30 protein-coding genes are annotated in these 23,306 nt (G+C 23.3%); 10 read left to right on the top strand and 20 right to left on the bottom strand.

What is annotated here, in order from left to right; all coding sequences use genetic code 4:
• Window positions 1-46: 46 nt before the first annotated feature.
• The 5 genes from AAHM89_RS06575 to AAHM89_RS06555 form a co-directional block, all read right to left on the bottom strand.
• Entirely contained in the window at window positions 47-556 is a 510-nt protein-coding gene (locus AAHM89_RS06575; RefSeq protein ID WP_174481513.1) for a PTS sugar transporter subunit IIA, read from the bottom strand.
• An 84-nt stretch (window positions 557-640) separates the two neighbouring features.
• Window positions 641-2,365 carry a phosphoenolpyruvate--protein phosphotransferase gene (gene ptsP / locus AAHM89_RS06570; protein WP_425289700.1) on the bottom strand — a complete coding sequence of 575 codons (1,725 nt, stop codon included), beginning with the start codon at window positions 2,363-2,365 and terminating at the stop codon, window positions 641-643.
• A 203-nt stretch (window positions 2,366-2,568) separates the two neighbouring features.
• On the bottom strand, window positions 2,569-3,834 hold the full coding sequence (locus AAHM89_RS06565; protein ID WP_342265790.1) for a hypothetical protein: 1,266 nt from the start codon (window positions 3,832-3,834) through the stop codon (window positions 2,569-2,571).
• Window positions 3,835-4,044: 210 nt separating this feature from the next.
• Window positions 4,045-4,527: a hypothetical protein gene (locus AAHM89_RS06560; RefSeq protein WP_342265789.1), complete on the bottom strand. Its 483-nt coding sequence runs from the start codon at window positions 4,525-4,527 to the stop codon at window positions 4,045-4,047.
• Window positions 4,528-4,892: 365 nt separating this feature from the next.
• Window positions 4,893-6,275: an MFS transporter gene (locus tag AAHM89_RS06555; RefSeq protein ID WP_342265788.1), complete on the bottom strand. Its 1,383-nt coding sequence runs from the start codon at window positions 6,273-6,275 to the stop codon at window positions 4,893-4,895.
• A 524-nt stretch (window positions 6,276-6,799) separates the two neighbouring features.
• On the opposite strand from AAHM89_RS06555, the gene trxA reads away from it, so the two are divergent.
• The gene (gene trxA, locus AAHM89_RS06550) at window positions 6,800-7,141 is read left to right on the top strand and encodes a thioredoxin (RefSeq protein WP_199188855.1); all 342 of its coding nucleotides are present in this window, start codon (window positions 6,800-6,802) and stop codon (window positions 7,139-7,141) included.
• A 10-nt stretch (window positions 7,142-7,151) separates the two neighbouring features.
• The gene (locus tag AAHM89_RS06545) at window positions 7,152-7,976 is read left to right on the top strand and encodes an HAD family hydrolase (RefSeq protein ID WP_342265787.1); all 825 of its coding nucleotides are present in this window, start codon (window positions 7,152-7,154) and stop codon (window positions 7,974-7,976) included.
• 135 nt (window positions 7,977-8,111) lie between these two features.
• Here the strand turns inward: AAHM89_RS06545 and AAHM89_RS06540 are convergent, their stop codons facing one another.
• Window positions 8,112-8,453, bottom strand: a complete 342-nt coding sequence (locus AAHM89_RS06540; protein ID WP_342265786.1) for a hypothetical protein — start codon at window positions 8,451-8,453, stop codon at window positions 8,112-8,114.
• A gap of 153 nt (window positions 8,454-8,606) precedes the next feature.
• On the opposite strand from AAHM89_RS06540, the gene AAHM89_RS06535 reads away from it, so the two are divergent.
• Complete coding sequence (locus tag AAHM89_RS06535) at window positions 8,607-9,584, top strand: IS3 family transposase (protein ID WP_342265785.1); 978 nt, start codon at window positions 8,607-8,609, stop codon at window positions 9,582-9,584.
• A gap of 4 nt (window positions 9,585-9,588) precedes the next feature.
• Here AAHM89_RS06535 and AAHM89_RS06530 read toward each other — a convergent pair whose 3' ends face one another.
• Window positions 9,589-9,822, bottom strand: a complete 234-nt coding sequence (locus AAHM89_RS06530) for a hypothetical protein (protein ID WP_342265784.1) — start codon at window positions 9,820-9,822, stop codon at window positions 9,589-9,591.
• A 268-nt stretch (window positions 9,823-10,090) separates the two neighbouring features.
• Here AAHM89_RS06530 and glpO point away from each other — a divergent pair, with 268 nt between their 5' ends.
• The 4 genes from glpO (at window position 10,091) to AAHM89_RS06510 (ending at window position 15,091) form a co-directional block, all read left to right on the top strand.
• The gene (glpO, locus tag AAHM89_RS06525; protein WP_342265783.1) at window positions 10,091-11,203 is read left to right on the top strand and encodes a type 2 glycerol-3-phosphate oxidase; all 1,113 of its coding nucleotides are present in this window, start codon (window positions 10,091-10,093) and stop codon (window positions 11,201-11,203) included.
• A gap of 18 nt (window positions 11,204-11,221) precedes the next feature.
• Window positions 11,222-11,995, top strand: coding sequence for an MIP/aquaporin family protein (locus tag AAHM89_RS06520; RefSeq protein ID WP_342265782.1), 774 nt, complete (start codon window positions 11,222-11,224; stop codon window positions 11,993-11,995).
• A gap of 25 nt (window positions 11,996-12,020) precedes the next feature.
• Window positions 12,021-13,589 carry a glycerol kinase GlpK gene (glpK, locus tag AAHM89_RS06515; RefSeq protein WP_342265781.1) on the top strand — a complete coding sequence of 523 codons (1,569 nt, stop codon included), beginning with the start codon at window positions 12,021-12,023 and terminating at the stop codon, window positions 13,587-13,589.
• A gap of 524 nt (window positions 13,590-14,113) precedes the next feature.
• Window positions 14,114-15,091 (top strand): IS3 family transposase, encoded by a 978-nt coding sequence (locus AAHM89_RS06510; protein WP_342265776.1) that lies wholly within the window; start codon window positions 14,114-14,116, stop codon window positions 15,089-15,091.
• Window positions 15,092-15,259: 168 nt separating this feature from the next.
• On the opposite strand, the gene AAHM89_RS06505 is transcribed toward AAHM89_RS06510, so the two are convergent.
• Window positions 15,260-16,435 (bottom strand): Mbov_0401 family ICE element transposase-like protein, encoded by a 1,176-nt coding sequence (locus AAHM89_RS06505; protein WP_342265780.1) that lies wholly within the window; start codon window positions 16,433-16,435, stop codon window positions 15,260-15,262.
• 222 nt (window positions 16,436-16,657) lie between these two features.
• On the opposite strand from AAHM89_RS06505, the gene AAHM89_RS06500 reads away from it, so the two are divergent.
• The 3 genes from AAHM89_RS06500 to AAHM89_RS06490 all read left to right on the top strand — a co-directional run bounded on the left by AAHM89_RS06500 (window position 16,658) and on the right by AAHM89_RS06490 (window position 17,905).
• A complete protein-coding gene (locus AAHM89_RS06500) occupies window positions 16,658-17,002 on the top strand; it encodes a hypothetical protein (RefSeq protein WP_342265779.1) in 345 nt (114 codons plus the stop codon).
• A gap of 283 nt (window positions 17,003-17,285) precedes the next feature.
• Window positions 17,286-17,561 (top strand): hypothetical protein, encoded by a 276-nt coding sequence (locus tag AAHM89_RS06495; protein ID WP_342265778.1) that lies wholly within the window; start codon window positions 17,286-17,288, stop codon window positions 17,559-17,561.
• Window positions 17,555-17,905: a hypothetical protein gene (locus AAHM89_RS06490; RefSeq protein ID WP_342265777.1), complete on the top strand. Its 351-nt coding sequence runs from the start codon at window positions 17,555-17,557 to the stop codon at window positions 17,903-17,905. Before AAHM89_RS06495 ends, AAHM89_RS06490 begins: the two co-directional genes overlap by 7 nt.
• 27 nt (window positions 17,906-17,932) lie before the next feature.
• On the opposite strand, the gene AAHM89_RS06485 is transcribed toward AAHM89_RS06490, so the two are convergent.
• The 12 genes from AAHM89_RS06485 to AAHM89_RS06430 form a co-directional block, all read right to left on the bottom strand.
• Window positions 17,933-18,910, bottom strand: coding sequence for an IS3 family transposase (locus AAHM89_RS06485; protein WP_342265776.1), 978 nt, complete (start codon window positions 18,908-18,910; stop codon window positions 17,933-17,935).
• 116 nt (window positions 18,911-19,026) lie between these two features.
• Entirely contained in the window at window positions 19,027-19,266 is a 240-nt protein-coding gene (locus AAHM89_RS06480; RefSeq protein WP_342265775.1) for a hypothetical protein, read from the bottom strand.
• A complete protein-coding gene (locus AAHM89_RS06475; protein ID WP_342265774.1) occupies window positions 19,259-19,447 on the bottom strand; it encodes a hypothetical protein in 189 nt (62 codons plus the stop codon). Before AAHM89_RS06475 ends, AAHM89_RS06480 begins: the two co-directional genes overlap by 8 nt.
• Window positions 19,448-19,463: 16 nt before the next feature.
• Window positions 19,464-20,378, bottom strand: coding sequence for a recombinase RecT (locus AAHM89_RS06470; RefSeq protein ID WP_342265773.1), 915 nt, complete (start codon window positions 20,376-20,378; stop codon window positions 19,464-19,466).
• The gene (locus AAHM89_RS06465) at window positions 20,371-20,499 is read right to left on the bottom strand and encodes a hypothetical protein (protein WP_342265772.1); all 129 of its coding nucleotides are present in this window, start codon (window positions 20,497-20,499) and stop codon (window positions 20,371-20,373) included. Before AAHM89_RS06465 ends, AAHM89_RS06470 begins: the two co-directional genes overlap by 8 nt.
• 9 nt (window positions 20,500-20,508) lie before the next feature.
• Complete coding sequence (locus AAHM89_RS06460; protein WP_342218829.1) at window positions 20,509-20,700, bottom strand: hypothetical protein; 192 nt, start codon at window positions 20,698-20,700, stop codon at window positions 20,509-20,511.
• The gene (locus AAHM89_RS06455) at window positions 20,693-20,917 is read right to left on the bottom strand and encodes a hypothetical protein (protein WP_174480767.1); all 225 of its coding nucleotides are present in this window, start codon (window positions 20,915-20,917) and stop codon (window positions 20,693-20,695) included. The genes AAHM89_RS06460 and AAHM89_RS06455 overlap by 8 nt, the downstream gene beginning before the upstream one ends.
• Window positions 20,907-21,560, bottom strand: a complete 654-nt coding sequence (locus AAHM89_RS06450) for a PD-(D/E)XK nuclease family protein (protein WP_342265771.1) — start codon at window positions 21,558-21,560, stop codon at window positions 20,907-20,909. Before AAHM89_RS06450 ends, AAHM89_RS06455 begins: the two co-directional genes overlap by 11 nt.
• Window positions 21,553-21,675, bottom strand: a complete 123-nt coding sequence (locus AAHM89_RS06445) for a hypothetical protein (protein WP_342265770.1) — start codon at window positions 21,673-21,675, stop codon at window positions 21,553-21,555. The genes AAHM89_RS06450 and AAHM89_RS06445 overlap by 8 nt, the downstream gene beginning before the upstream one ends.
• A gap of 169 nt (window positions 21,676-21,844) precedes the next feature.
• A complete protein-coding gene (locus AAHM89_RS06440) occupies window positions 21,845-22,042 on the bottom strand; it encodes a hypothetical protein (RefSeq protein ID WP_252320513.1) in 198 nt (65 codons plus the stop codon).
• A 353-nt stretch (window positions 22,043-22,395) separates the two neighbouring features.
• Window positions 22,396-22,656, bottom strand: a complete 261-nt coding sequence (locus AAHM89_RS06435; protein WP_342265769.1) for a hypothetical protein — start codon at window positions 22,654-22,656, stop codon at window positions 22,396-22,398.
• 196 nt (window positions 22,657-22,852) lie between these two features.
• Window positions 22,853-23,203: a transposase family protein gene (locus AAHM89_RS06430; RefSeq protein WP_342267299.1), complete on the bottom strand. Its 351-nt coding sequence runs from the start codon at window positions 23,201-23,203 to the stop codon at window positions 22,853-22,855.
• Window positions 23,204-23,306 lie beyond the last annotated feature (103 nt).

Genomic DNA, 23,306 nt, shown 5'->3' with positions numbered 1-23,306 from the left:
TACTTACTAATATTTTATCAAATTAATTTTGTTTTAATAAAAATATTTATTTCTTAGTGACTTCAGCAATTAATTGACCAACCGTTACTTGTTCATCATCTTTTACTACTTGCTTTACAACATAACCTTCCATTGTTTCATTAGTGAAAACAATTGGTGTTGTTACTTTTTTACCTTTATTCTTAACTTCTTGTAAATTAGCAACTACCATTACTTCTGATTTTTTAATTGGTTTACCTTGTTCAACTTTAATATCAAAGCCCTTACCAGCTAATTCAACAGTATCAATACCAATATGAACTAAACATTCAATACCTGTATTTACATCTTTAATACCATAAGCATGTCCTGTATTAAATACTGTTGCTAATTTTCCATCAAATGGTGATACAAATTCAACTCCATCTTTATCTTTATATTCAGGAATAATAGCAAAACCAGTCCCTAACATTTCCTGAGCAAATACTGGATCTTCAACTTTACTAAGGTTAATAACTTTACCAGTAACTGGCGCATAAATTAATAAAGGTAATTGTTTTTTTTTCTTGAAAAACATATGTCGATTCTCCTCAAAATTATGTAAATTAGATGTTTATAATTTTAACATTAAATAATGTAACTTTAAAAATAAATAATATTTTTATTTTTTTGATAAAAATTTTTCTACTAATGATTTAACTTCTTCATTGGTTTCACATTGTAATGCTTTTGATGCTAATATTTCTGTATCCTTTTTATTTAAAGTACTAATAATTTTTCTAGTTTCTAAAACACTAGATGCAGACATTGAAAATTCATCTAGTCCTAGACCAACTAGTAGTGGAACAGCAATTTTATCACCAGCCATTTCACCACACATGGCAACAGGACGATTATATTTATGCCCACCATCAATTGTCATCTTAATCAAACGTAAAATTGATGGATGATATGGTTGATATAAATAAGACACTTTTTCTGACATACGATCAGCGGCTAAACTATATTGAATTAAATCATTAGTTCCAATTGAAAAGAAATCTGCATATTTAGCAAATATTTCGGCATTAACTGCTGCTGCTGGAATTTCAATCATCATTCCAACTTGAATATCATCACTAACTTTAACTTTTTCTTTAATTAATTCTTTTTTGCAAGTTTCATATAATGCTTTAGCTGCTTTAAATTCTTCAACAGTGGCAATCATTGGAAACATAATAGCTAATTTACCAAAAGCTGAAGCACGAATTAAAGCACGTAACTGAGTTTTAAAAATATCTTTACGATCTAAACACAAACGAATGGCACGATAACCAAGGAAAGGATTCATTTCTTTTGGTAAATCTAAATATGATAATTCTTTATCACCACCAATATCTAAAGTTCTAATAACAACTTTATGTTTAGTAGCAGACAATACTTTTTTATATTCTTCAAATTGAATATCTTCACTTGGAAAATCACTACTTTCCATATAAAGAAATTCACTTCTAAAAAGCCCTACTCCTTGTGCATCATATTCAATTGCTTTAATCATATCTTTAGGTGAACCAATATTTGCTTCTAACTTTACTTCATGATTATCACTGGTTTTAGTTAATTTACCTTTAAATACTAATAATTCTTTTTGTTCTTCAATTCATGCGCTTTGTTTAGCAACTCATTTATTTTTTTCACTACTATTTAAATCAATTTCAATTTCACCAGTATTACCATCTAATACACAAAATTGATTATTTTTTACTTTTGTAGTAACATTTTTTAACCCAAGAACTGCTGGAATACCAAGACTACGAGCCATAATTGCTGCATGAGAAGTTCTACCACCAATATCACATAAAAATCCTTTAACAAATTTAGGATTCAATTGACTTGTTTCTGAAGGTGTTAGATCATGACTAACAATAATTGTTTCTTCTTTAATTGCACTTAAATCAATAGTTTTAATATTTAAAATTTTACGTAAAATTCGATCACGAACATCAATAACATCAGCAGCACGTTCACGAAAATAATCATCATCCATTGCTTGCAATGTTGCAATTGCTTTATTAGCAGTACTTTCTAAAGCATTAGCAGCATTATATTTTTCTTCTTTAATTAACTTTTCAGTATCTTCAATTAATACTGGATCAGTTGTTACTAAAAAATGAGCTTCAAAAACAGCGGCTTTTTCTTCACCTAAAGTTTTTGTTGTATTTTGGATGAGTTGTTTAATTTCATCACCTGCTATTTTTAAGGCATCATGTAACTTTTTAACTTCTCCTTCTATTTCTTTTTCATTAATTTTTTTAGGATTAGTTTTGATAGTTTCATGTTTTAAGATTAATGCTTTGGCTAGAGCAATGCCATTACTAGCACCAATACCTTTCATTTTTAACATTATATATATTTCACTCCTTATAAAATATGTTTATTAATAGTCTACTAAATTATAATAAAAAAAATGAAATATTGTATAAAATATTTATTATAATTTAAACTTTTTGTAAATAAAAATGATTTTAATATTTTTAAATATTTTCATATATGTTAATTCCTACTTTTAATGAAATTAAAAGTAGGAATCTTTTCACTATATTAATATAATTAGATAGTTACACATTGGATAAGAGAACGATCATGATTACGATTATTATTAGGAATAAGATATTCTCTATCTGAGTTATTTATATCTTGCACATCATTTTCATCTCATTCATTAATATTATTAATATGACCATTTATTCTTCTAGTAAGAAAATCTCTTCCATCACTAGCAGCATTCCCATTTGCTTGATTTATTATATTTGGTAATTCAGATAATACTTCATCAATAATCTTTTGTTGCTCTTCTTGCTTATATATTAATTTAAAAGCTGGTTTCATTTTATTTGTTAAATTATATAAATCAGCACTAGTTACACCAAGTGCTGATAATACCATTCCTAATTTTGGAAATGTTTCTTTAAATTGAATTCAAGCTTTTTTTCAATCACCTTTATTTTGTGTAACATCTGCTGCATAAGTTTTAATAGCATTAGTAATAGCGCTAATAAAAAGAAAACTAACGATAAAGACTCCTAATTGACTTAATTCATTTTGATTTTTAACTCAATTTTTAAATGATTGTAGCAATGTATGATCATTATTTTGAGGGCAAAAATAATTTTTTACTGGTTCAAAAATTGTATTTAATGCATTTTTAATAAAACATTCATTAACAAATCTCATTACTGTAGCACGAACAATAGTTGAAATAATATTATTAATTGATACTATATCTTCTTTATAAGATTCTCATGTTAATGTTTCAGCAGTATAAGCAGAAGAAGCAGTAATAACTAAATGATTTATTAATAATGTTGTCAAAAAAAAGTTAGTATTGGATAAACTATTTTTTATAATTTCTTTAATAGAATAGTCTTCATTTTTTAAATCAGTTTTTGATAATTCACTTAATTCATTTAAAAGTTCTTTTAAAAAATCATTACTGATTTCTGCACTAATTAAAGAATTAAATTTTTCAAAAGTAAATTCATCATTAAAATCAATATTTTTTAATTCATCTTTAATATGATTTATTACATCATGTTTTTTGATAATTGTTGATAAATTAGTACACAACTTATCTAAGTTCGAATTAATTTTATTTAATTTTTCATATTCTTTAAGTTCTAAATGTTTTTCTAATTTTTTAATAATAATTTCAAGTGGTAAATATTCATCTAATTCTTTTTTTTGTGTTAATTGATTTGAAGGTAATAAATCAATAATACTTTTTAATCCAAATGGATAGTAAGATAAAAAATAAGATGTAAGTGTATCAACACCAGCCATAGCATAATTTTCAGGAATTTTTAATGATTCTCACATTCCTTTGCCTAATATTTCTAATTGTTCTATAAAAGTTTTACCTATTATAGACTTTTCTGATACTACAGCTATTGAAAAATATCTTTTAGAGATTTTTATTTTTTGAATACTAAACCATATAAATTTTTAAAACGTTTGTTTATGAGCAAATTTGATGGTTTAAAATTAATTTTAAAGATATAAAGATATTGCAATTACAATTTTTCATTTTTAAATTTTTGGTGAGTTTGTTTTATATCCACTTGTTGAAGCTTGATTTTGCAAATCTATACAATTTATTTCATTTTTACAATTTAATGAAAAAGTTTCTTTTGAATTTAGAAACTTAGGATTAAAAATTTCTCCTGTTATTAAACAAGGTTTATTTGAAAATAAATTCATTTGTTTTAGTATTTCACTTTTATTAATTAAAAATTTTCTTTCAAGTTTTTTATTTTGAAAAATAGGTGATTGATTAATATAATTTGCACCTAAATTAACAAATTTTTGTTTTTCATCACTTAATCTATCTTTTCACATAAGACCAAATAACTCTTTAATGTCTTCTTTATCAAGACCATCAAATTCTGGTTCTCCATTACAATTGAATTTATATTTTTCTATAAAATCAATCATTTTTTTAGTTTCTCTTAATTCTTTAAATATTACTTTATAAGTCTGTTTGTAGATTTGTTGAAATATACTTTTATTCATAAAATTTTCCTTTCAAAATAATAAAAATTCATTTACTTTTAAAATAAAGTAAATGAGTTAAAAACTTATATTAAGTTTAATTAAATTATACAAAAAAAGTTTCCATTTTTAATATAGAAACTAAATTTTTAGGGGTTATTTGGAATTTTTGAATTTATGTTTATTTAGTAGTGTAATTTTTTTCAAAATAGTTTATTTTTTTATAACTTTTTTTGGGAAATTTTCACTCGATATTGACAACAATAAAAGAAAAACGTTACTTAATAACTTTGAAAATCAATAAAATTTTATTAATTTTATTATTAAAATATCATTTTAAATAAAAAAATTAGCACCCTTATTATGGTGCTAATGTAATAATATTTTTATAATATTTTATTATCTTGATTTTTTGTTCATAGTAAAGCTAATGAAATAATAGCAGCAGCAATACAACCATAAAAGTAATAAAATACATAATCTCAGTTTTCATTACCAATACCAGCAATTACTACTTTTGAAAAAAGAGCATCACCAAGAAAATAACCAGATAATCCTGTAAATCCTGAAGCAGTAGCAGCTGCTTTCTTATTTGTTAATTCAATAGCAGTAGCACCAATCATCGCTTGTGGCATATAAATACCAAAACCAGCAATCATTAAAGCAGTAATAAGCATAGGCATATTACCACGAGGAGCAACTTGCAATAAAACTAGTCCACAAAGTGCAATTAATAATCCAAAAATCATTAATGGTGCTTTACGATTATTAAAAAATCACTTAGCAAAATATGCTGCAGAAATACCACCAAATAAACCAGATAATTCAAAACAGGCAGCAAATCATTTACTGTGTTTTAAATCTAAGCCATGAATATCTTTCATTAAAATTAATGTTCATCCTGCCAGTCCTTGTCGTACAACATATACTCAAATATTAGCAAATGCTAATATTCATAAAAATTTATTTTTTAAAATATATTTTACAAAAATTTCTTTTCAATTAAGTTCTACTCTTTCTTCTTTATGTTCTAGAACACCTTTTCATTTTTCAACAGTAGGTAACCCTTCTGCTTCGGGGCGATCACGCAATCCTCATAAACATAATGGAATCATAGCTAAAGCAAAAATACTAGGAATTCAAAAATATAAACCATAAATTGTTCCACCCGGATCAAGTAATGTTACTAAAGAAATAACAATAACCGGTAATAAAGCAGCACCAATATTTTGTCCTGAGTTTCAAATTCCAATACGTCCCGAACGTTCTTTATCAGTAAATCAATGAGAAAATAGTCTAGCTGTAGCTGGTCAGCCCATGCCTTGGAAAACAGCTAACATCGCAATCAAACTCAACATCATTACAAATGGACCAACACTAATTTTAGTTCCAGCAAAAGCAACTACACCACCCATAATAATATTTAAAATAGAAGAAACAAATAATCCAAAAATCATGATTACTCTTCCTGAACTACGGTCAGCAACATTTCCAACAATAAATTTAGCACCACCATAAACAACGGCAAAAATTGTTCCCATTAAAGCATACTCCATTTTAGTTATGCTACCATTGCTTTCTAAAGCAGAACCCGCTACTGTATACGCTTGACGAGTAAAGTAGTAAAGAATATATGATAAAATGCTAAAACCAAAAACTTGATTACGTAAAATAATAAATTTTTTATTAACTTGCTTTAAGTCTTCACTAAAAATTTCTTTTTTTGCAGGTGGCTTAAAAACACATGCAAGTCTATTAAAAACAGACATTTTTTTTACTCTCCTTCTAAAAGGATGCATAAATTATAGTAACCCAAATAACCTGCTCTTAAAAACTTAATATAAACATACTTTAACACATAGGTTTTTACAATTTTTGTTTTTGTGGAAAAATAAATAATATTAAAAATTAAAAATAACTCTCTACCAAACTATTTTTTTGAAATACCATAAATAAATATTAACTCTACACCTTTTAAAATTCATTTACATTTATTTATTAAACAGTTTTATAAAATGTACTAATAATTTATTTATCCCCTTCTCAAATTGTTTAGTCCTAACCTATATATTTCAGATTATAACAGATATATTCTAAAATTGAAAAGATATTTCTTTAATTTTTAAAAAAAATAATTTACAATTTTCTTATGAATTTATTCTAAAAAAATTATAAATTTTTATATAGTAATAACTAAAATTAAAAAAATTATTTTATCGTTTAATGTTTTAAAAATTAAAACTAATGATAGAATTAAACCATAAAATAAATTAAAAGAAAAGGTAGTGAACACATGCATAATGAAAGCAAAATACAACATATTAATTCTATAAAAGAAGTTGAGCAACTTTTACAATCAAAAAAAATAACAGTAATTGATTTTTCAGCAGAATGATGTGGTCCTTGTAAAATGTTAGGACCAAGATTTGAAAATGTTGCTAATGACGAAAAACACAAAAATATTAATTTTATTAAAGTTGATGTTGACAAAGCTAAAGAACTAGCAAAAGATTATGAAATCCAATCAATTCCAACATTAATTTATTTTAATAAAGAAGGAAAAGAAGTTAAAAAAACTTTTGGTTTAGTTTCTGAAAAAGATATGACTAATATTATCGAAGAAATAGGAAAATAAGGTATTTATAATGGCTATTAAATTAATTGTTCTTGATCTAGATGGAACTTTATTGAAAAGTAGATGAAAAATTCATCCTAAAAATCTAATTGCAATTCAAAAAGCATATCAAAAAAATATTAAAGTTATTATTGCAACAGGAAGAGCACCAAGTTCAACCATTGATATTGCAAAATCATGTTTAATGCATGAAAAAACCGGTCATATTATTTGTTATAATGGTGGTAACATCCTTGATATTACTAATGATAATAGATTAGATATATTGTATGAAAAATCATTAACAAAAGAACAAATACAAACAATAGTTAAATTTGCTAATAAAAATAATTTAGCAATGTGAGGATATAGTACCGATAATAAAACAGGCTTAATTAATCGCAGATCACTAAAAGTTAAAATTATGGAAAATTTTAATAACCTACCAACTAAACAAATTGATGAGAATACCGATGAGGGTATGTATAAAATTTTATTATTTTGTAAAAAGAAAAAACAAGTTAATCCAATTTTAGAACAATTAAATACTATAAAAGATTTAGAACTTGCTACTTCTTCTCATAGTGTTATCGAAATTAATCCAATTGGTGTTAATAAAGCTGCTGCTGTACAATTTTTATGCAAAAAATGAAATATTACTCCTGACCAAGTACTAGCTTGTGGTGATGGTATGAATGATTATAAATTAATAAAATGGGCTAAATATGGTATTGCAATGCAAAATGCTCATCCTAATTTAAAAGAAATAGCATATGATGTTACTAGTAAAAATACTTGTGGTGGTGTTGCAAAAGCTATCGATAAATATGTATTTCCTAAATCAGAGTTTGAATAAATAATAGTTTAATTTTCTAATATAGTTTATTATCAAATATAACTTTAAAAATGCTGGACAATTACCAGCATTTTTAATTCAATATCTTTTATACTTAAATAAATATTTTTCAAATTTGCATTCTTTTAATATAAACTAACTATTCATTGAATTATTAAAAGTAGCTTTATCTAATACTATAGAAAAAATAAGACTATCATTATAAAAAAATGAATCTTCACCAATTCAAAATTTAATGTAAATACCAGAAGAATCATGTCAAATAAAAACAGATGAATTAATATATGCATGTCACATAAAACCACTTACAGAAAAATTATTTTGAATTTTAGTAGAATTATCAATCGCTTCTGTTATATCTTTTGTGCTAATTTTAATATTATGTTTTTGAGTACTTTGACTTGAATCACCAGCAGAAATAAAAGAATTATTATCAAAGCTGATACTAGGAAATAAAGTGTAAAGGGAGATTGTCAACTTCACCAAGTACCTTTATATTACCAAAAATCATGCTTCTAGGGGCCACTTAGCCCTTTTTACTAGACCATTAATTTAAAAAACCTGAATGTATTCTAAAAACAATTGTGTTATATAATTAACACTAATTTTAACCTGAAAGGATTTTTATTAATGGATAAAATTAAACAAATAGCATTAGTAATTAACAAATTAAATATCAAAGAAAAAATTAAAATTATTGATGATTGTAAAAATCAATATTCAATTAGAAACCTATGTCAATATCTTCAATTAAACAGATCAACATATTACTTTTTAAAAAATAAACAAAAACCTATTAAAAAAGAAGAAAATCATATTATTAAATGCAATCATAAATATCAAAAAATATGCCAACTTTTAATCGAATTTCATTCTACAAGAAAAGGCAGAATTTATGGATATTTAAGAATTTTTTCAGCTTTTAAAGAGTGATTAAAACAAAAAAAAAATATCATTTTAAATATAGAATTATCAATAAAACAAATGCGAAAAATTATGAAAGAACACAATATTCAAGGATTAAAACAAACTAAAAATAACTATCCTAAAAACAAAAAAAATCCAAATAAGTGAATACCTACAATGGATAAAGTAAACAAAGATTATAAAAGTACAACCTCTTCAAATCAAATTTGATCAATGGACACTAAACAAATAAATACTAAAGAAGGATGATTATATCTTTTTGTAATTATTGATTTTTATTCAAATAATGTTGTTAGTTATAATATTGCTCCTAATAAATCATATCAGGATTTAATTCTTCCTGCTCTTGAAAAAATCAACAAACAATTTTCTTGAAATCAAGTAAAAAATGTTATTTTACATTCAGATAACGCCAACGAATTTTATTGTCAGGATATCACAAAATGAGCAGAGGATAAACAAATAATTTTAAGCAAAAAACAACCTTATGATATTGGTGGTAATGTATTATCTGAAAACTGATTTTCTCATTTATCTCAAGAATGACTACCTAAAGGATCAAATCAATATTTATCCATCAATGAAGCTATAAATGATGTAAATCAATATGTTATGTTTTATAATTATGAAAGAATACATTCTAAATTTCTAAAACCACCAATTTTACAAATTAAAATTTAGAATTTTATATCAAAAATGGTCCAGTAATTAAGGGCCAACCACCTTGGTTAGTAATTCAATCACTAGTACCTAAAATATTTCATTGATTATTAAATAATGAATTTGTAGAATTCTTTATTGATGATTTATTTGTTAAGCTACTGTTATTAACAATATTATCATTAATACTATTAATAATAGTATTACTTGTTAAAGTTAATGTTGTTAATGTACTTAAAGTAATTAATAATTGTTTCATTCATATACCTACCTTTTAAATAATACAATTTTAATAATTAGATATCTTTTTATATATACTCATTAAAATTATAACGATATTGAATTTATATCGTTATTTATAATATAACACAAATTTTTCTTATTTTTTTTAATAAAATCTCATTTAAAAATGTTTAAAAATTAATCTAATATTTTGAATTAAGTTAATAATAAAAAAATATATTATAATTAAACTATACACAGATAGAACTTTTGTTCTTAATGATGTTTAGAGAGAGGTGAAAGTAATGGAATTTGATTTTGATGTGATTACTATTGGTGCTGGTGTTATTGGTGCTGCTATTAGTGATGAATTATCAAAAAGAAAGTTAAAAGTAGTTATTTTAGAAAAAAATTTAAGAATTGCCCAAGAAACATCAGAAGGAAATTCTGGAGTTATTCATGGTGGATTTGATCCAACACCAGGAAAACTAAATGCTAAATTAAATCTAGAGGGCAGAAAATTATATGAAAATGATTGATTTAAAAATTTAGATTTTCCATGAAAAAAAATTGATTCTTTAATACTTGCTTTTAGCAAAGAAGAAAACTTAGAAATACAAAAATTATATGCACGTGGTATTACTAATGGTCTTGCTAAAAAAGAATTATCAATATTAACAAGAGAAAAAGTAATTTCATTAGAACCTAATGTTAACCCAAAAGTTACTAGTGCACTACTTTGTTCTGCTTCATATGCTGTTGATCCAGTATTATTAACACAATCTTTAATTAATCGCATGATTAAAAATAGAGGACAACTAAAAGTTGATCATCAAGTAATTAATATTGAAACATTAAATTCAGGTTTTCGAGTTACTTGTTTAAATAATCAAAAAAAAGTAACTTTTACTTCAAAATATATTATTAATGCTGCTGGTCATTATGCTGATGATATTGCAAAGTTAATAAATTGTCAAGATTTCACTTTAAAAACTAGAAGAGGACAGTATTGTATTCTTGAAAAAACCGAAAATCATATTATAAATAATCACATTCTATTTATGATACCTACTATTCATGGTAAAGGAGTAATAGTTGCTCCAATGCTTGATGGTCATATCTTGGTGGGTCCTACTTCTCATGAAAATGTACCGAAAAGTGATACTAGATTAATTACAATTGAAGATATTGAACTTATTAATAAAATTGGTCTAAAAATTATTCCAACTTTAAATATTAATAAAACTTGTAAAGTAATTAGTGGTTCACGAGCAATTTGTGTTGAAACTGATGATTTTTTCATAAAATTTGCTAGTAATAATCCTAACTTTATTAATGTTGCTGGTATTAAATCACCAGGTCTAAGTTCAGCACCAGCAATTGCTTTACTAGTAGCAAATATGATAAAAAATATTTAATTTAAGGAGGAAAATATTATGTCAGAAGTCTCACAAGTAATTATTGGTGAACTATTTGGCACATTTATCCTAATTTTACTAGGAAATTGTGTTGTTGCCAACGTTTTATTAAAAAAAACAAAGGGAGAAAATAGCGGTTGGCTTGTTATTTGTACTGGATGAGGATTTGCTGTTGCTATTGCTGCAATGTTAAGTGGAATTTCAGGAGCACATTTAAATCCAGCTGTTACTATTGGATTATGAGTTGCTAATAAAAAAACAGCTTTTATTGGGGAAAACTTCCTTTATATTCCATTTTATATTTTATTTCAATTTTTAGGTGCAATGTTAGGACAATTAGTTGTTTACTTAGCATATTTTAAACAATATAACATTACTGAAGATAATAATAAAATTTTAGCAACTTTTGCAACAGCTCCAGCCGAACGTAGTTATATTTGAAATACTATAACAGAAATTATTGGAACATTTATGCTAGTTATGATTGTTTGTGCTACTATTGGTATTAAAAATTTAGTTATTAATTCACAAATATTTAATAGTGGTTCTGCGTTTGTTACTGGACCTGCGACTGTTGGTATTGGTGTTATGGTTATTGGACTTGCTATTGGTGGACCAACAGGTTTTGCTATTAATCCAGCTCGAGATTTAGGACCACGAATTATTCATGCTATTTTACCAATAGCAAATAAAGGAAGTTCTGATTGAAAATATGCTCCAGTTCCTGTTATTGGACCAATTTTAGGAGCAATTATTGCTGGTGGTTTAATTCAAGTAATTGAAATACTTTAATAAAAGTACAGAAAGTATAAATAATATGTCAGAAGAAAAAAAATATATTATGGCATTAGATGAAGGTACATCTAGTTGTCGTACTTTAATTATTGATAAAGAAGGAAAAATTACTGGTATCCATCAAATTGATATACCTCAGCATTATCCCCCTCAATCAGGTTGAGTTGAACATGATGCACTTGGAATTTGAAATAATCAATTAACAACAATGCAACAAGCTTTAAATAAAAGTAATATTAAATCTAATCAAATTGAAGCAATTGGTATTACTAATCAACGTGAAACAACAGTAGTATGAAATCGTGATACAGGTTTACCAATTTATAACGCTATTGTTTGACAAGATCGCAGAACAGCAGATTACTGTGAAGAATTAACAAAAAAAGGATGAAAAGAAAAAATTCATAAAAAAACCGGCTTACTAATTGATTCTTATTTTTCTGCTACTAAAATAAAATGAATTTTAGATAATGTTAAAAATGCACGTGAATTAGCAAAAAAAGGAAAACTAGCTTTTGGTACTATTGATAGTTGATTAATTTATAAAATGACAAATGGTATTGAAAATAATGTTGAAAAAACTAAACATGTTATTGACATTACAAATGCTTCACGAACAATGTTATTCAACATTAATACTAAAAAATGAGATGAAGAATTACTAGAATTATTTAATATTCCTAAAAATATGTTACCAGAAGTAGTTCCCAGTTCAGGTAAAATTGGAACTACTTATAAAGGAATGTTATTCCAAAATGATGAGCAAGAAATTCCTATTACTGCTGCAATTGGTGATCAACAAGCTGCATTATTTGGTCAATTATGTTTAACACCTGGTGAAATCAAAAATACTTATGGTACTGGTTGTTTTATTTTAATGAACATTGGAAATACTCCTCTTTTTTCAAAACAAGGTTTACTAACGACTATTGCTTATCAAATATCAGGCGAAGAACCAGTTTTTGCTTTAGAAGGTTCAGTTTTTATTGCAGGGGCTGCTGTTCAATTTTTACGTGATCAATTACGAATGTTATATCGTTCCGATGAAAGTCTATGATATTCACAAATTGTTGATCCCAAAGAAGAACAACGTATTTATGTAGTACCTGCTTTTGTTGGTTTGGGTGCCCCTTATTGAGATTCAACAGCACGTGGCGCTATATTTGGTTTAGAACGTGGTACGAAGCGTGAACATATTGTTAAAGGTACCATTGAATCATTAGCTTACCAGTCACAAGATGTTATTCTGGCAATGCAAGCAGATGTTAAATTAAATAAAGATTTAAAAGATTTAAAAATTAAGATTAAAGTTGATGGTGGAGCAAGTAATAATTCATATATTATGCAATTCCAAAGTGACATTAGTCGTACTAATTTAATTAAACCTAAAAATACTGAAACTACAGCAATGGGTACTGCTTACTTAGCAGGACTTGCAATTGGATTTTGAAATATTAATGATATTAAAAAAATAAATAAAATTGAAAAAGAATATAAACCAATTATGACAGAAAAAAAAGCAGAAACTTTTTATAAGGGTTGACAAGAAGCAGTTAAAAGAACACGTGGTTGAACTACTTCTATTAAATAAAAATAACTGAATTGACAGTATAAAATAATTAAGTAAATTTACTTAATTATTTTATTTTGTTTTTTTAGTTGTTAAGAATATAAATCAATTCATCACTTAAAGTAAATACTACGCCAGCAAACTCTTGTGAAATATCTGAAGAAGAATCATTATTATCAAAGAATAAAACATCAAAATTAACTTGAATATAATATTGTCGTTTTTTGCCATTATCATAATCGTCATATTGATTATTAAATTGAATATTTCCAACTCCATATAAATATAAACTAGAATATCAATCTTTTACTGCTTTTTTAGAAATACGACATTTAATACCTGAATCATTTAAATATTTTTCAATAACAAAGGACGTATGAGATTAACCCTTAGAATTATGAGTAACATTAACAATATAACTGCAAATTCTATGATTGCCACTTAGCCCTTTTTACTAGACCATTAATTTAAAAAACCTGAATGTATTCTAAAAACAATTGTGTTATATAATTAACACTAATTTTAACCTGAAAGGATTTTTATTAATGGATAAAATTAAACAAATAGCATTAGTAATTAACAAATTAAATATCAAAGAAAAAATTAAAATTATTGATGATTGTAAAAATCAATATTCAATTAGAAACCTATGTCAATATCTTCAATTAAACAGATCAACATATTACTTTTTAAAAAATAAACAAAAACCTATTAAAAAAGAAGAAAATCATATTATTAAATGCAATCATAAATATCAAAAAATATGCCAACTTTTAATCGAATTTCATTCTACAAGAAAAGGCAGAATTTATGGATATTTAAGAATTTTTTCAGCTTTTAAAGAGTGATTAAAACAAGAAAAAAATATCATTTTAAATATAGAATTATCAATAAAACAAATGCGAAAAATTATGAAAGAACACAATATTCAAGGATTAAAACAAACTAAAAATAACTATCCTAAAAACAAAAAAAATCCAAATAAGTGAATACCTACAATGGATAAAGTAAACAAAGATTATAAAAGTACAACCTCTTCAAATCAAATTTGATCAATGGACACTAAACAAATAAATACTAAAGAAGGATGATTATATCTTTTTGTAATTATTGATTTTTATTCAAATAATGTTGTTAGTTATAATATTGCTCCTAATAAATCATATCAGGATTTAATTCTTCCTGCTCTTGAAAAAATCAACAAACAATTTTCTTGAAATCAAGTAAAAAATGTTATTTTACATTCAGATAACGCCAACGAATTTTATTGTCAGGATATCACAAAATGAGCAGAGGATAAACAAATAATTTTAAGCAAAAAACAACCTTATGATATTGGTGGTAATGTATTATCTGAAAACTGATTTTCTCATTTATCTCAAGAATGACTACCTAAAGGATCAAATCAATATTTATCCATCAATGAAGCTATAAATGATGTAAATCAATATGTTATGTTTTATAATTATGAAAGAATACATTCTAAATTTCTAAAACCACCAATTTTACAAATTAAAATTTAGAATTTTATATCAAAAATGGTCCAGTAATTAAGGGCCAACCACCCTTTGTTAATTAAATTGTACCATAAATTTTAAAAATATTAAAAAATATAATTACAAAATTACATTTAAATAAAACAAAAATCCTAATCTTAAAATTAGACTTTAAAAATATAAAATTTTAACTTATTAAGTACTATTAAGATAACTTCTAGCATTTAAATAATTTGCTTTTGCTATTAACATATTATTTAATGTTTGATAATTATATATTTTTGCTCCATTAGTTAAAGATTTTAAAAAATGATATACATCACTTTCAGCACTACAACCAATATTTCAAGAAGCATTTTGATTTACAATACCATGAGCATTATTTTTAAAATAATTATAAGTTTTAGTATTAACATTAAGTTTTAAAAAAACAAGTAATTTATTACAATTACCATTTGAAAAAGTAGTTGAAGAATCTAAAAATTTTTTTCAGTCATGAGATTCTTTTTTCTTACCACGAACTCCAACAAAAGACTTTCATAAATAACTAAATGCATGAAACTTATCTAAAATATAATAACATCCCAATCAACTTGCCATTGCTTTAATTCATAATGCACCATCACCAGCAACCACTAAATTATAATTATGATATTCTCATTGAACACCTAATATATTTAAATTAATATCATAATGATTAAGAATAGTTTGTGTTGTAAATTGATATAATTCATGTTGATTTAAACCATGATTAACTTTAAATAACATAAATGAAGTTATTTTCTTATCTAATTTATTTCTATATGAATAAATTTCTTTTCTTCCTAAATTAAAAGTTAAAAGTCTACAACAATATTGTTGTTTTATACCATTTTCATCTCAACAAGTAACAAAAGCATCATCTGCACATATATTTAATTTTTGATTATCTAATACTTTAAATTTTTCTTCTGGTATTCATTTTTCAATTTTTGCTTCTTTAAAAATCCTTGAAATAAGATTTTTAGAAAAAGAAGTATATTTAAATTCTGATTGAATATTAAAATAAACTTTTTTACTTATTAAATTTTCAATTAAATTATCTAATATATCAAAATATAAATCATTAGTAATTCTTGCTCTTTTTTTAATACCAAATTCTTCATAAATTGGATAATAAGTTTTTTTATTAATTTTATCTCAATAAACTCTTTGTCTAAAAGTATCCATTCCAATTGGAGTATTTACTGTTCTATTACATGTTCAAGCAACTTTATATTGATTTTTATCTCTATTTAGAAAAAAATATTCATCAAAATTATGGATTTTTTGAAAATATTTTGCTAAAATATTACTGATTTCAGATTTTAGAAATCCTTTAAAACTAAACATTTTTTAACACCTTTCTATTTATTTTTTAACTCAAAAATTGTATCAAATTTATTAAAATATTGTTGAAAAATGTTTGGTTTTAGAGTATAATATTAAAGAACCATAAAATAAACTGCAAATTCTATTTACGTTTAAAAGATAACTTTTATTAGTTATCTTTTCTTTTTTAATAAAATAATGTACAATAAAGAAAAATATAAATAGAAAAGGAAAAAATACTAAATGATAGCATTATGAATATTATTAGGAGTAATAGTAGTAGTTATTTGGTCTTGATTAATAAATTATGGTATTAAATATTGTTTTAAAAATAACGCAATTGGAATAATAATTTTGTTTATTACTTTGAACATATTAGGTTTAGTTATTGGATGAGCAATTTTATGAAATATTAAAATAATGTTGGAAGGTAATTTTTTAGAAAACTCTGAAAAACTATCAAAAATAAGAAACGAAATAAAACAATCTAAAAAAATAATGAAAGAAGAAAAAAATAAACTTACTGCTAAAGAATATAGAGAATGAAGAGATAAGAAAATTAAAGAAAAAGAAAAAAATAACAATTAATTTGTTATTTTTTGTTATAATTATATTATAAAAATTAAATAAAAGAATATATGAACTAATTAATAAAGTTAATAAGTTATTACTAGCGAAGTCTAACTTAAAGATTATATTAATTATATCATAATTTTTTGTTTTTTAAAGCATATGAAAGGAGATTTTTATGTGCAAGAAGAAAAAATAAAAATAAGAACAATTTTTAATGATGCAAAAGCATTAAAAGAAAAATTAGAAGAATATTTTAAGGAATGTAAAAAAAACTGAAGAAGTGCCGACTAAAGTTGGTATGTTAGTTTATTTAGATATTACAGAAAATACTCTTTATAGTTGAAAACAAAAAAAGAGAAATACTTTTTTACAACAAATTAATTGAGCATATTTACAAATACGCCATATTAATACACAAAGATATTTAAAAGCAAATGCAAATAATACTGCATGATATTTAGAAAGAGCGTTTGTGAAAGAATATCATTTATCTACAAAAATTGATATAAAAAGTAGTGATAATACAGCCCCTATAGCAATTAGTTTAGAAAATAAAGGTAAGAATAAATGTTAAGTAATTTTGGTTATTTATTAGATATTGCTAAAAGAATGTATTTAAAACAATCTTTAAATATTAATAAAATTAAACAATTAGGTAGTCGTAAATCTGGTAAAACATTTAGTGATATTGAATTCTTAGGTATTTTATTAATGTTAGATAATATTAATATTCATGCTTATTTAATTCGTAATATGTCAAAACAATTAAATGATAGTTGACAAGAATTAAAACAAATTATTAGAGCAACTTATCCTAGTATTAATTTTATTATTAGTGAAACTAAAAAAACTATTGAATTTAATGGTAGTAAAATAACTTGTAAATATTTACATTCACAAGAGGTGGTTGGCCCTTAATTACTGGACCATTTTTGATATAAAATTCTAAATTTTAATTTGTAAAATTGGTGGTTTTAGAAATTTAGAATGTATTCTTTCATAATTGTAAAACATAACATATTGATTTACATCATTTATAGCTTCATTGATGGATAAATATTGATTTGATCCTTTAGGTAGTCATTCTTGAGATAAATGAGAAAATCAGTTTTCAGATAATACATTACCACCAATATCATAAGGTTGTTTTTTGCTTAAAATTATTTGTTTATCCTCTGCTCATTTTGTGATATCCTGACAATAAAATTCGTTGGCGTTATCTGAATGTAAAATAACATTTTTTACTTGATTTCAAGAAAATTGTTTGTTGATTTTTTCAAGAGCAGGAAGAATTAAATCCTGATATGATTTATTAGGAGCAATATTATAACTAACAACATTATTTGAATAAAAATCAATAATTACAAAAAGATATAATCATCCTTCTTTAGTATTTATTTGTTTAGTGTCCATTGATCAAATTTGATTTGAAGAGGTTGTACTTTTATAATCTTTGTTTACTTTATCCATTGTAGGTATTCACTTATTTGGATTTTTTTTGTTTTTAGGATAGTTATTTTTAGTTTGTTTTAATCCTTGAATATTGTGTTCTTTCATAATTTTTCGCATTTGTTTTATTGATAATTCTATATTTAAAATGATATTTTTTTCTTGTTTTAATCACTCTTTAAAAGCTGAAAAAATTCTTAAATATCCATAAATTCTGCCTTTTCTTGTAGAATGAAATTCGATTAAAAGTTGGCATATTTTTTGATATTTATGATTGCATTTAATAATATGATTTTCTTCTTTTTTAATAGGTTTTTGTTTATTTTTTAAAAAGTAATATGTTGATCTGTTTAATTGAAGATATTGACATAGGTTTCTAATTGAATATTGATTTTTACAATCATCAATAATTTTAATTTTTTCTTTGATATTTAATTTGTTAATTACTAATGCTATTTGTTTAATTTTATCCATTAATAAAAATCCTTTCAGGTTAAAATTAGTGTTAATTATATAACACAATTGTTTTTAGAATACATTCAGGTTTTTTAAATTAATGGTCTAGTAAAAAGGGCTAAGTGGCTAAGTGGCTAAGTGGCTTCATTATCAAAATCACCAACTTCTTTAATTCTTGTTAAGTTATTTAGTTCACATGTATTTGAAAAATTAAAATACAATTCTAGTAATGTGAATATGTCAATAGAGTTATCTTTTCAATAGCATTTATATTTTTTATTTTTACATTTATGTCAATTTGCACTAATAAATGTTAATCAAGCATTTTTATAATTAATTCCTAAATTTATATTTTTCTGTTTAGAATTATTCATTATCAAATTCACCTTCTTTTACTGCAATTCATAAAATTTTAATAAAATCCATTTCACCTTTTATATATTCTTTTAAATCTTTATAAAATTCATCATTATATTGTTCTTCAGCATTTTTTAATCTTTCATTAATATATTCAAGTAATTTTTCTTTATTAATACAATTTTCATGATTATTCATTATTTTTTACTCCTTATTAAACTTCAAAATTTTCTATAATTTCTTCTTCTTTTTCTAATTCTTTTAATTTAGATAAAGTAGAATTTATATCAGTATTATCAGTTGAATTATTTGTAATAGCATCAATAGTATTTCGATATTCTTTAAACTTAGGATTTGAATCAATAATATCAATAATATGATTATTTGGATTATCAATATATATTTTTTCATTTTCAGTAATGATTGCTTGGTCATTTTCATAAGCAGTTTGCATATCAACTGACATAATTCCCCATTTTCTTAATAATTGAGTTAATACAGTTTTTTTAGCCATACTATCAAAATCACTAACAATAAATTTTTGATTCTTTTTATATGTTTTACTATATTTATTAAAATGTTCTATTATTTGTTCAGTTGTTCAATATAAATTTTTTTCAAAACCATTTTTTAATTTAAAATAAGCACAATAACCTACTATTTTTGATTTTAATCTTTCAATAGGATTTTCAATAAATTTAAATTTTATTTCATCTTTTAAATAATCAATTTTTTTTAATTCTCCTTCTCTAACTTCAATAACATTAATTTTTTTATATTGTTGACTTCTTTGTGCTAATTGAATATAACCTTTATATCCCATTTGAAACTGTGCTTCTTTAACAGTTACTCAATTACCTTTTTCATCTTTATATTTACGATTAAAAGGTACAACTCAACAATAACCAAAATTCTTTTCTAATGGTAATTGTAATAATGTTGCTTGATAACATGCTTCTAATATTGTAGTTAAACTAGTTTTTGCTAAACCTAATTGATTTTTAATTGCTAAAGCATTACTTTTAAATCTTTGTACTTCTTTGTCACTCATATTATTACTTTGATTTTTATTAGTAAATCATTGTTCAATAATTAATGAATTTTTATTATTAGTTAAATCATTACTCATTATTTTCTTCTCCTTTTTTATTTAATAATTCTAAAATTTCATCTAATTTTTTATTAATTTTTCCTAATTGTTTTAATAAAATTAAAATTGATTTATCCATACCAGAACTTTTCTTATCCATAAGTTACTCCTATCATTTTTTAATTGTTTTAAATCTATTATCTAAATGTACTTCAATATTTTTACTAGGATTAACTATTAAATGACTATTAATCTCAATTCAATTATTTAGATTACTGTCTAATTTTTTAGGTAATTTATCAAATTCAATTGAATTACAAGAATAAATAGTTTTTTCTTTAATTGTTTTTTCGTTAATCATTTTTATTTCTTCTTAATCATTCTTTAATATTATTTTTCAAAATATTTAATTCTTTAATTTGACCTCTTAAAACATCTAATTCTCATAAATTTAATTGATTTAAATTAATTTCTTCAATTTGATATTCTAAAAATTCAATTCTAGCATTAAGATTTTTAACTAATAATTCATTAAAATTACATTTTTTATTTTTACAATATTCCAATTTATATTCCATTTTTATCTTCTCCTTTAAAATATTTTATTTTTGCTTTAAATCATTCATTTATTAATTCATTTGATATTTCAATTTCTAATTCTTGTTGAGTATTTTTATTAGTTAAATAAACATAAGTTTTATAAGATGGAGTTATGCCATTTTCAAGTAACATACAATAATAAGCAGTTAATTGTAATTTAATTCTTTTTAATTTATCTTCATCAATACAAGCATAAGTTTTATAATCTACTAAATAATACTTATTTTCTTTTTTATCTAAATAAACTAAATCTGGTGTTCCTGCAACTAAAGTATCAGTAATAGGTTTTTCTATAATAAATTCATAATTATTTTTATCTATAAATTTTTCTTTTAAAAATATAAGTGATTTTTTACAATAAGAATAATTTATATTATTAGTTAATGGTTTTAATTTTTTTAATAAATTATTAATAATATTTTCTTGATTAATATTTTGTAAATATAATTCATTAAGTTTATGAACTCATTTACCACGAACTGAAGCATTTTTTAATACTTCTGGTGCTATATGACTATATCCAAAACCTAAATAATTATCAATAATTCTAGAAACTGAAATTAATTCTTTATCTTCTAAAAAATATTGATGTGTTTCTTTTTTAAAAATTAATTTACTCATATTTATTTCTACCTATTAATATTCAAAAACATTTATTACATAATCTATTACCAAAAGAAGATTGTTTTCTACATTTATCACAAGAACCAACAATTCTATATTCTCTATATTCCATAAATATTTTTTCCTTTCATTAATCAAATAATTCTCTATAACAGTGATAATGATAAATAAATTGCTGACCTTCATAAGTTAAAATTTTATCTTGATTTAAATGTGAAATAACCATGCATGTAGCTATTATTTCTTTACAATTAAAACATTTCATGTTTATTTTCCTTTCATTAATTTAGTTTTTGATTTGTATATTCCATATCTAATTCCATTACTAATATTTCATAATGTGTAATAAAAGCATTTTCTAATAAATGATGTTTATAATTTCTATGAAAATTATTAGCATCTTTAAATGTAGAAAAAACTTTATATTTTGTTTCATCTGTATAATTAACTTGATATTTTATTAAATAAACGTATGCCATATTTATTTTTCTCCTTTATTTTATTTATTGTGTTATGATATTGTTAATGAGGTATGTATTTATATATAAAACCCCCTATTTTTTTAAATAATACAAATGTAATTATTAATTAGATTAATGGGTTCTTTACTGAGCCATAATAAGGCTATTCAAATTAATCTATAATTACATTAAGCGATACAGTGTAACATTTTAACTTGCTTAACATTAAATGCTCTTTTATACTGATATAGAAGTATTTACATAAAGTACTCACTATTAGACTTCTACGACAGTTTTATGAAGTTTTAATCTTTTAACAAAAAAGAACGATAGTTATATCGTTCTTTGTTATCCAATTATGAATCCAAGGGTTAAAGTGATGCGCCCACTATTTTGATTTGTTTTTCAATAGCTTCTTTTTCTTCTATATTAGCTTCTAAGTCCTCTAATGACTCTGGATCATTTTTAATATTTTGAATTTCTTTTTCCTTTTCTTTTAATTTCTTTTCAAGTCTTTCTAATTTCTCTTTTAATAATTCAATTTTAGGATTAGGTTTTATTTCATTATTATCTTTTTCATTTAATTGTTTTTTTAATTTTTCAATTTCTTTATTAGCTTCTTCTAAGGACATATTCCGTAATTAAATTTAATTAATTATCAATAAAATTGTTTTAAAACTATTTAGTGTTATTGAATATAGAAATAAATATTTTTTGAAAAAATAGTTTAAAAAATGAGTTTACATTTTAAACAAAAAATTGTTAATAATATTTTTATATTAACTCGATAAAAATTTAAATTTTAAAAAAATATTTTTAATATTTTTTTTATTTTAATGGTTTTATTTTATTAAAAATTTCACAAAGTAAGTTAAATCTTAAGTACATAAGTCTAAATTTAGATTTTCTACATTTATTTACTAAAATTTTGAATCTTTTCAATCAAGCAAAGACATGTTCAACTTTAATTCTAATTTTAGATACAATCTTATTGTATTTTCTTTCTTGTTTAGTTAATTTTTTATTTTTAGTTCTTTTAATTGGTATTATTGTATTTTTATAAATATTTTGTATACCTTGATATCCTAAATCACCAATAATTATTGTTTTTTCTGAAAATTCAAGATTTGAATTTTTTAATATTTGAAAATCATGCACTTTACCATTATCAGCAAAAATATCAACAATTTTTTTATTAAAAAAATCGGGAGCGTACCGATGTTGTCAATAATATTCAAATTTGTCTTAAAATTATAAAGTTAGACGAGAATAATTTTGACTT

Source organism: Spiroplasma endosymbiont of Villa modesta, from assembly GCF_964030925.1.
Classification (GTDB): domain Bacteria; phylum Bacillota_I; class Bacilli_A; order Mycoplasmatales; family VBWQ01; genus Spiroplasma_E.
Note: the sequence above shows the minus strand (reverse complement) of the source record. Positions and strands in the feature narration are given on the sequence as shown.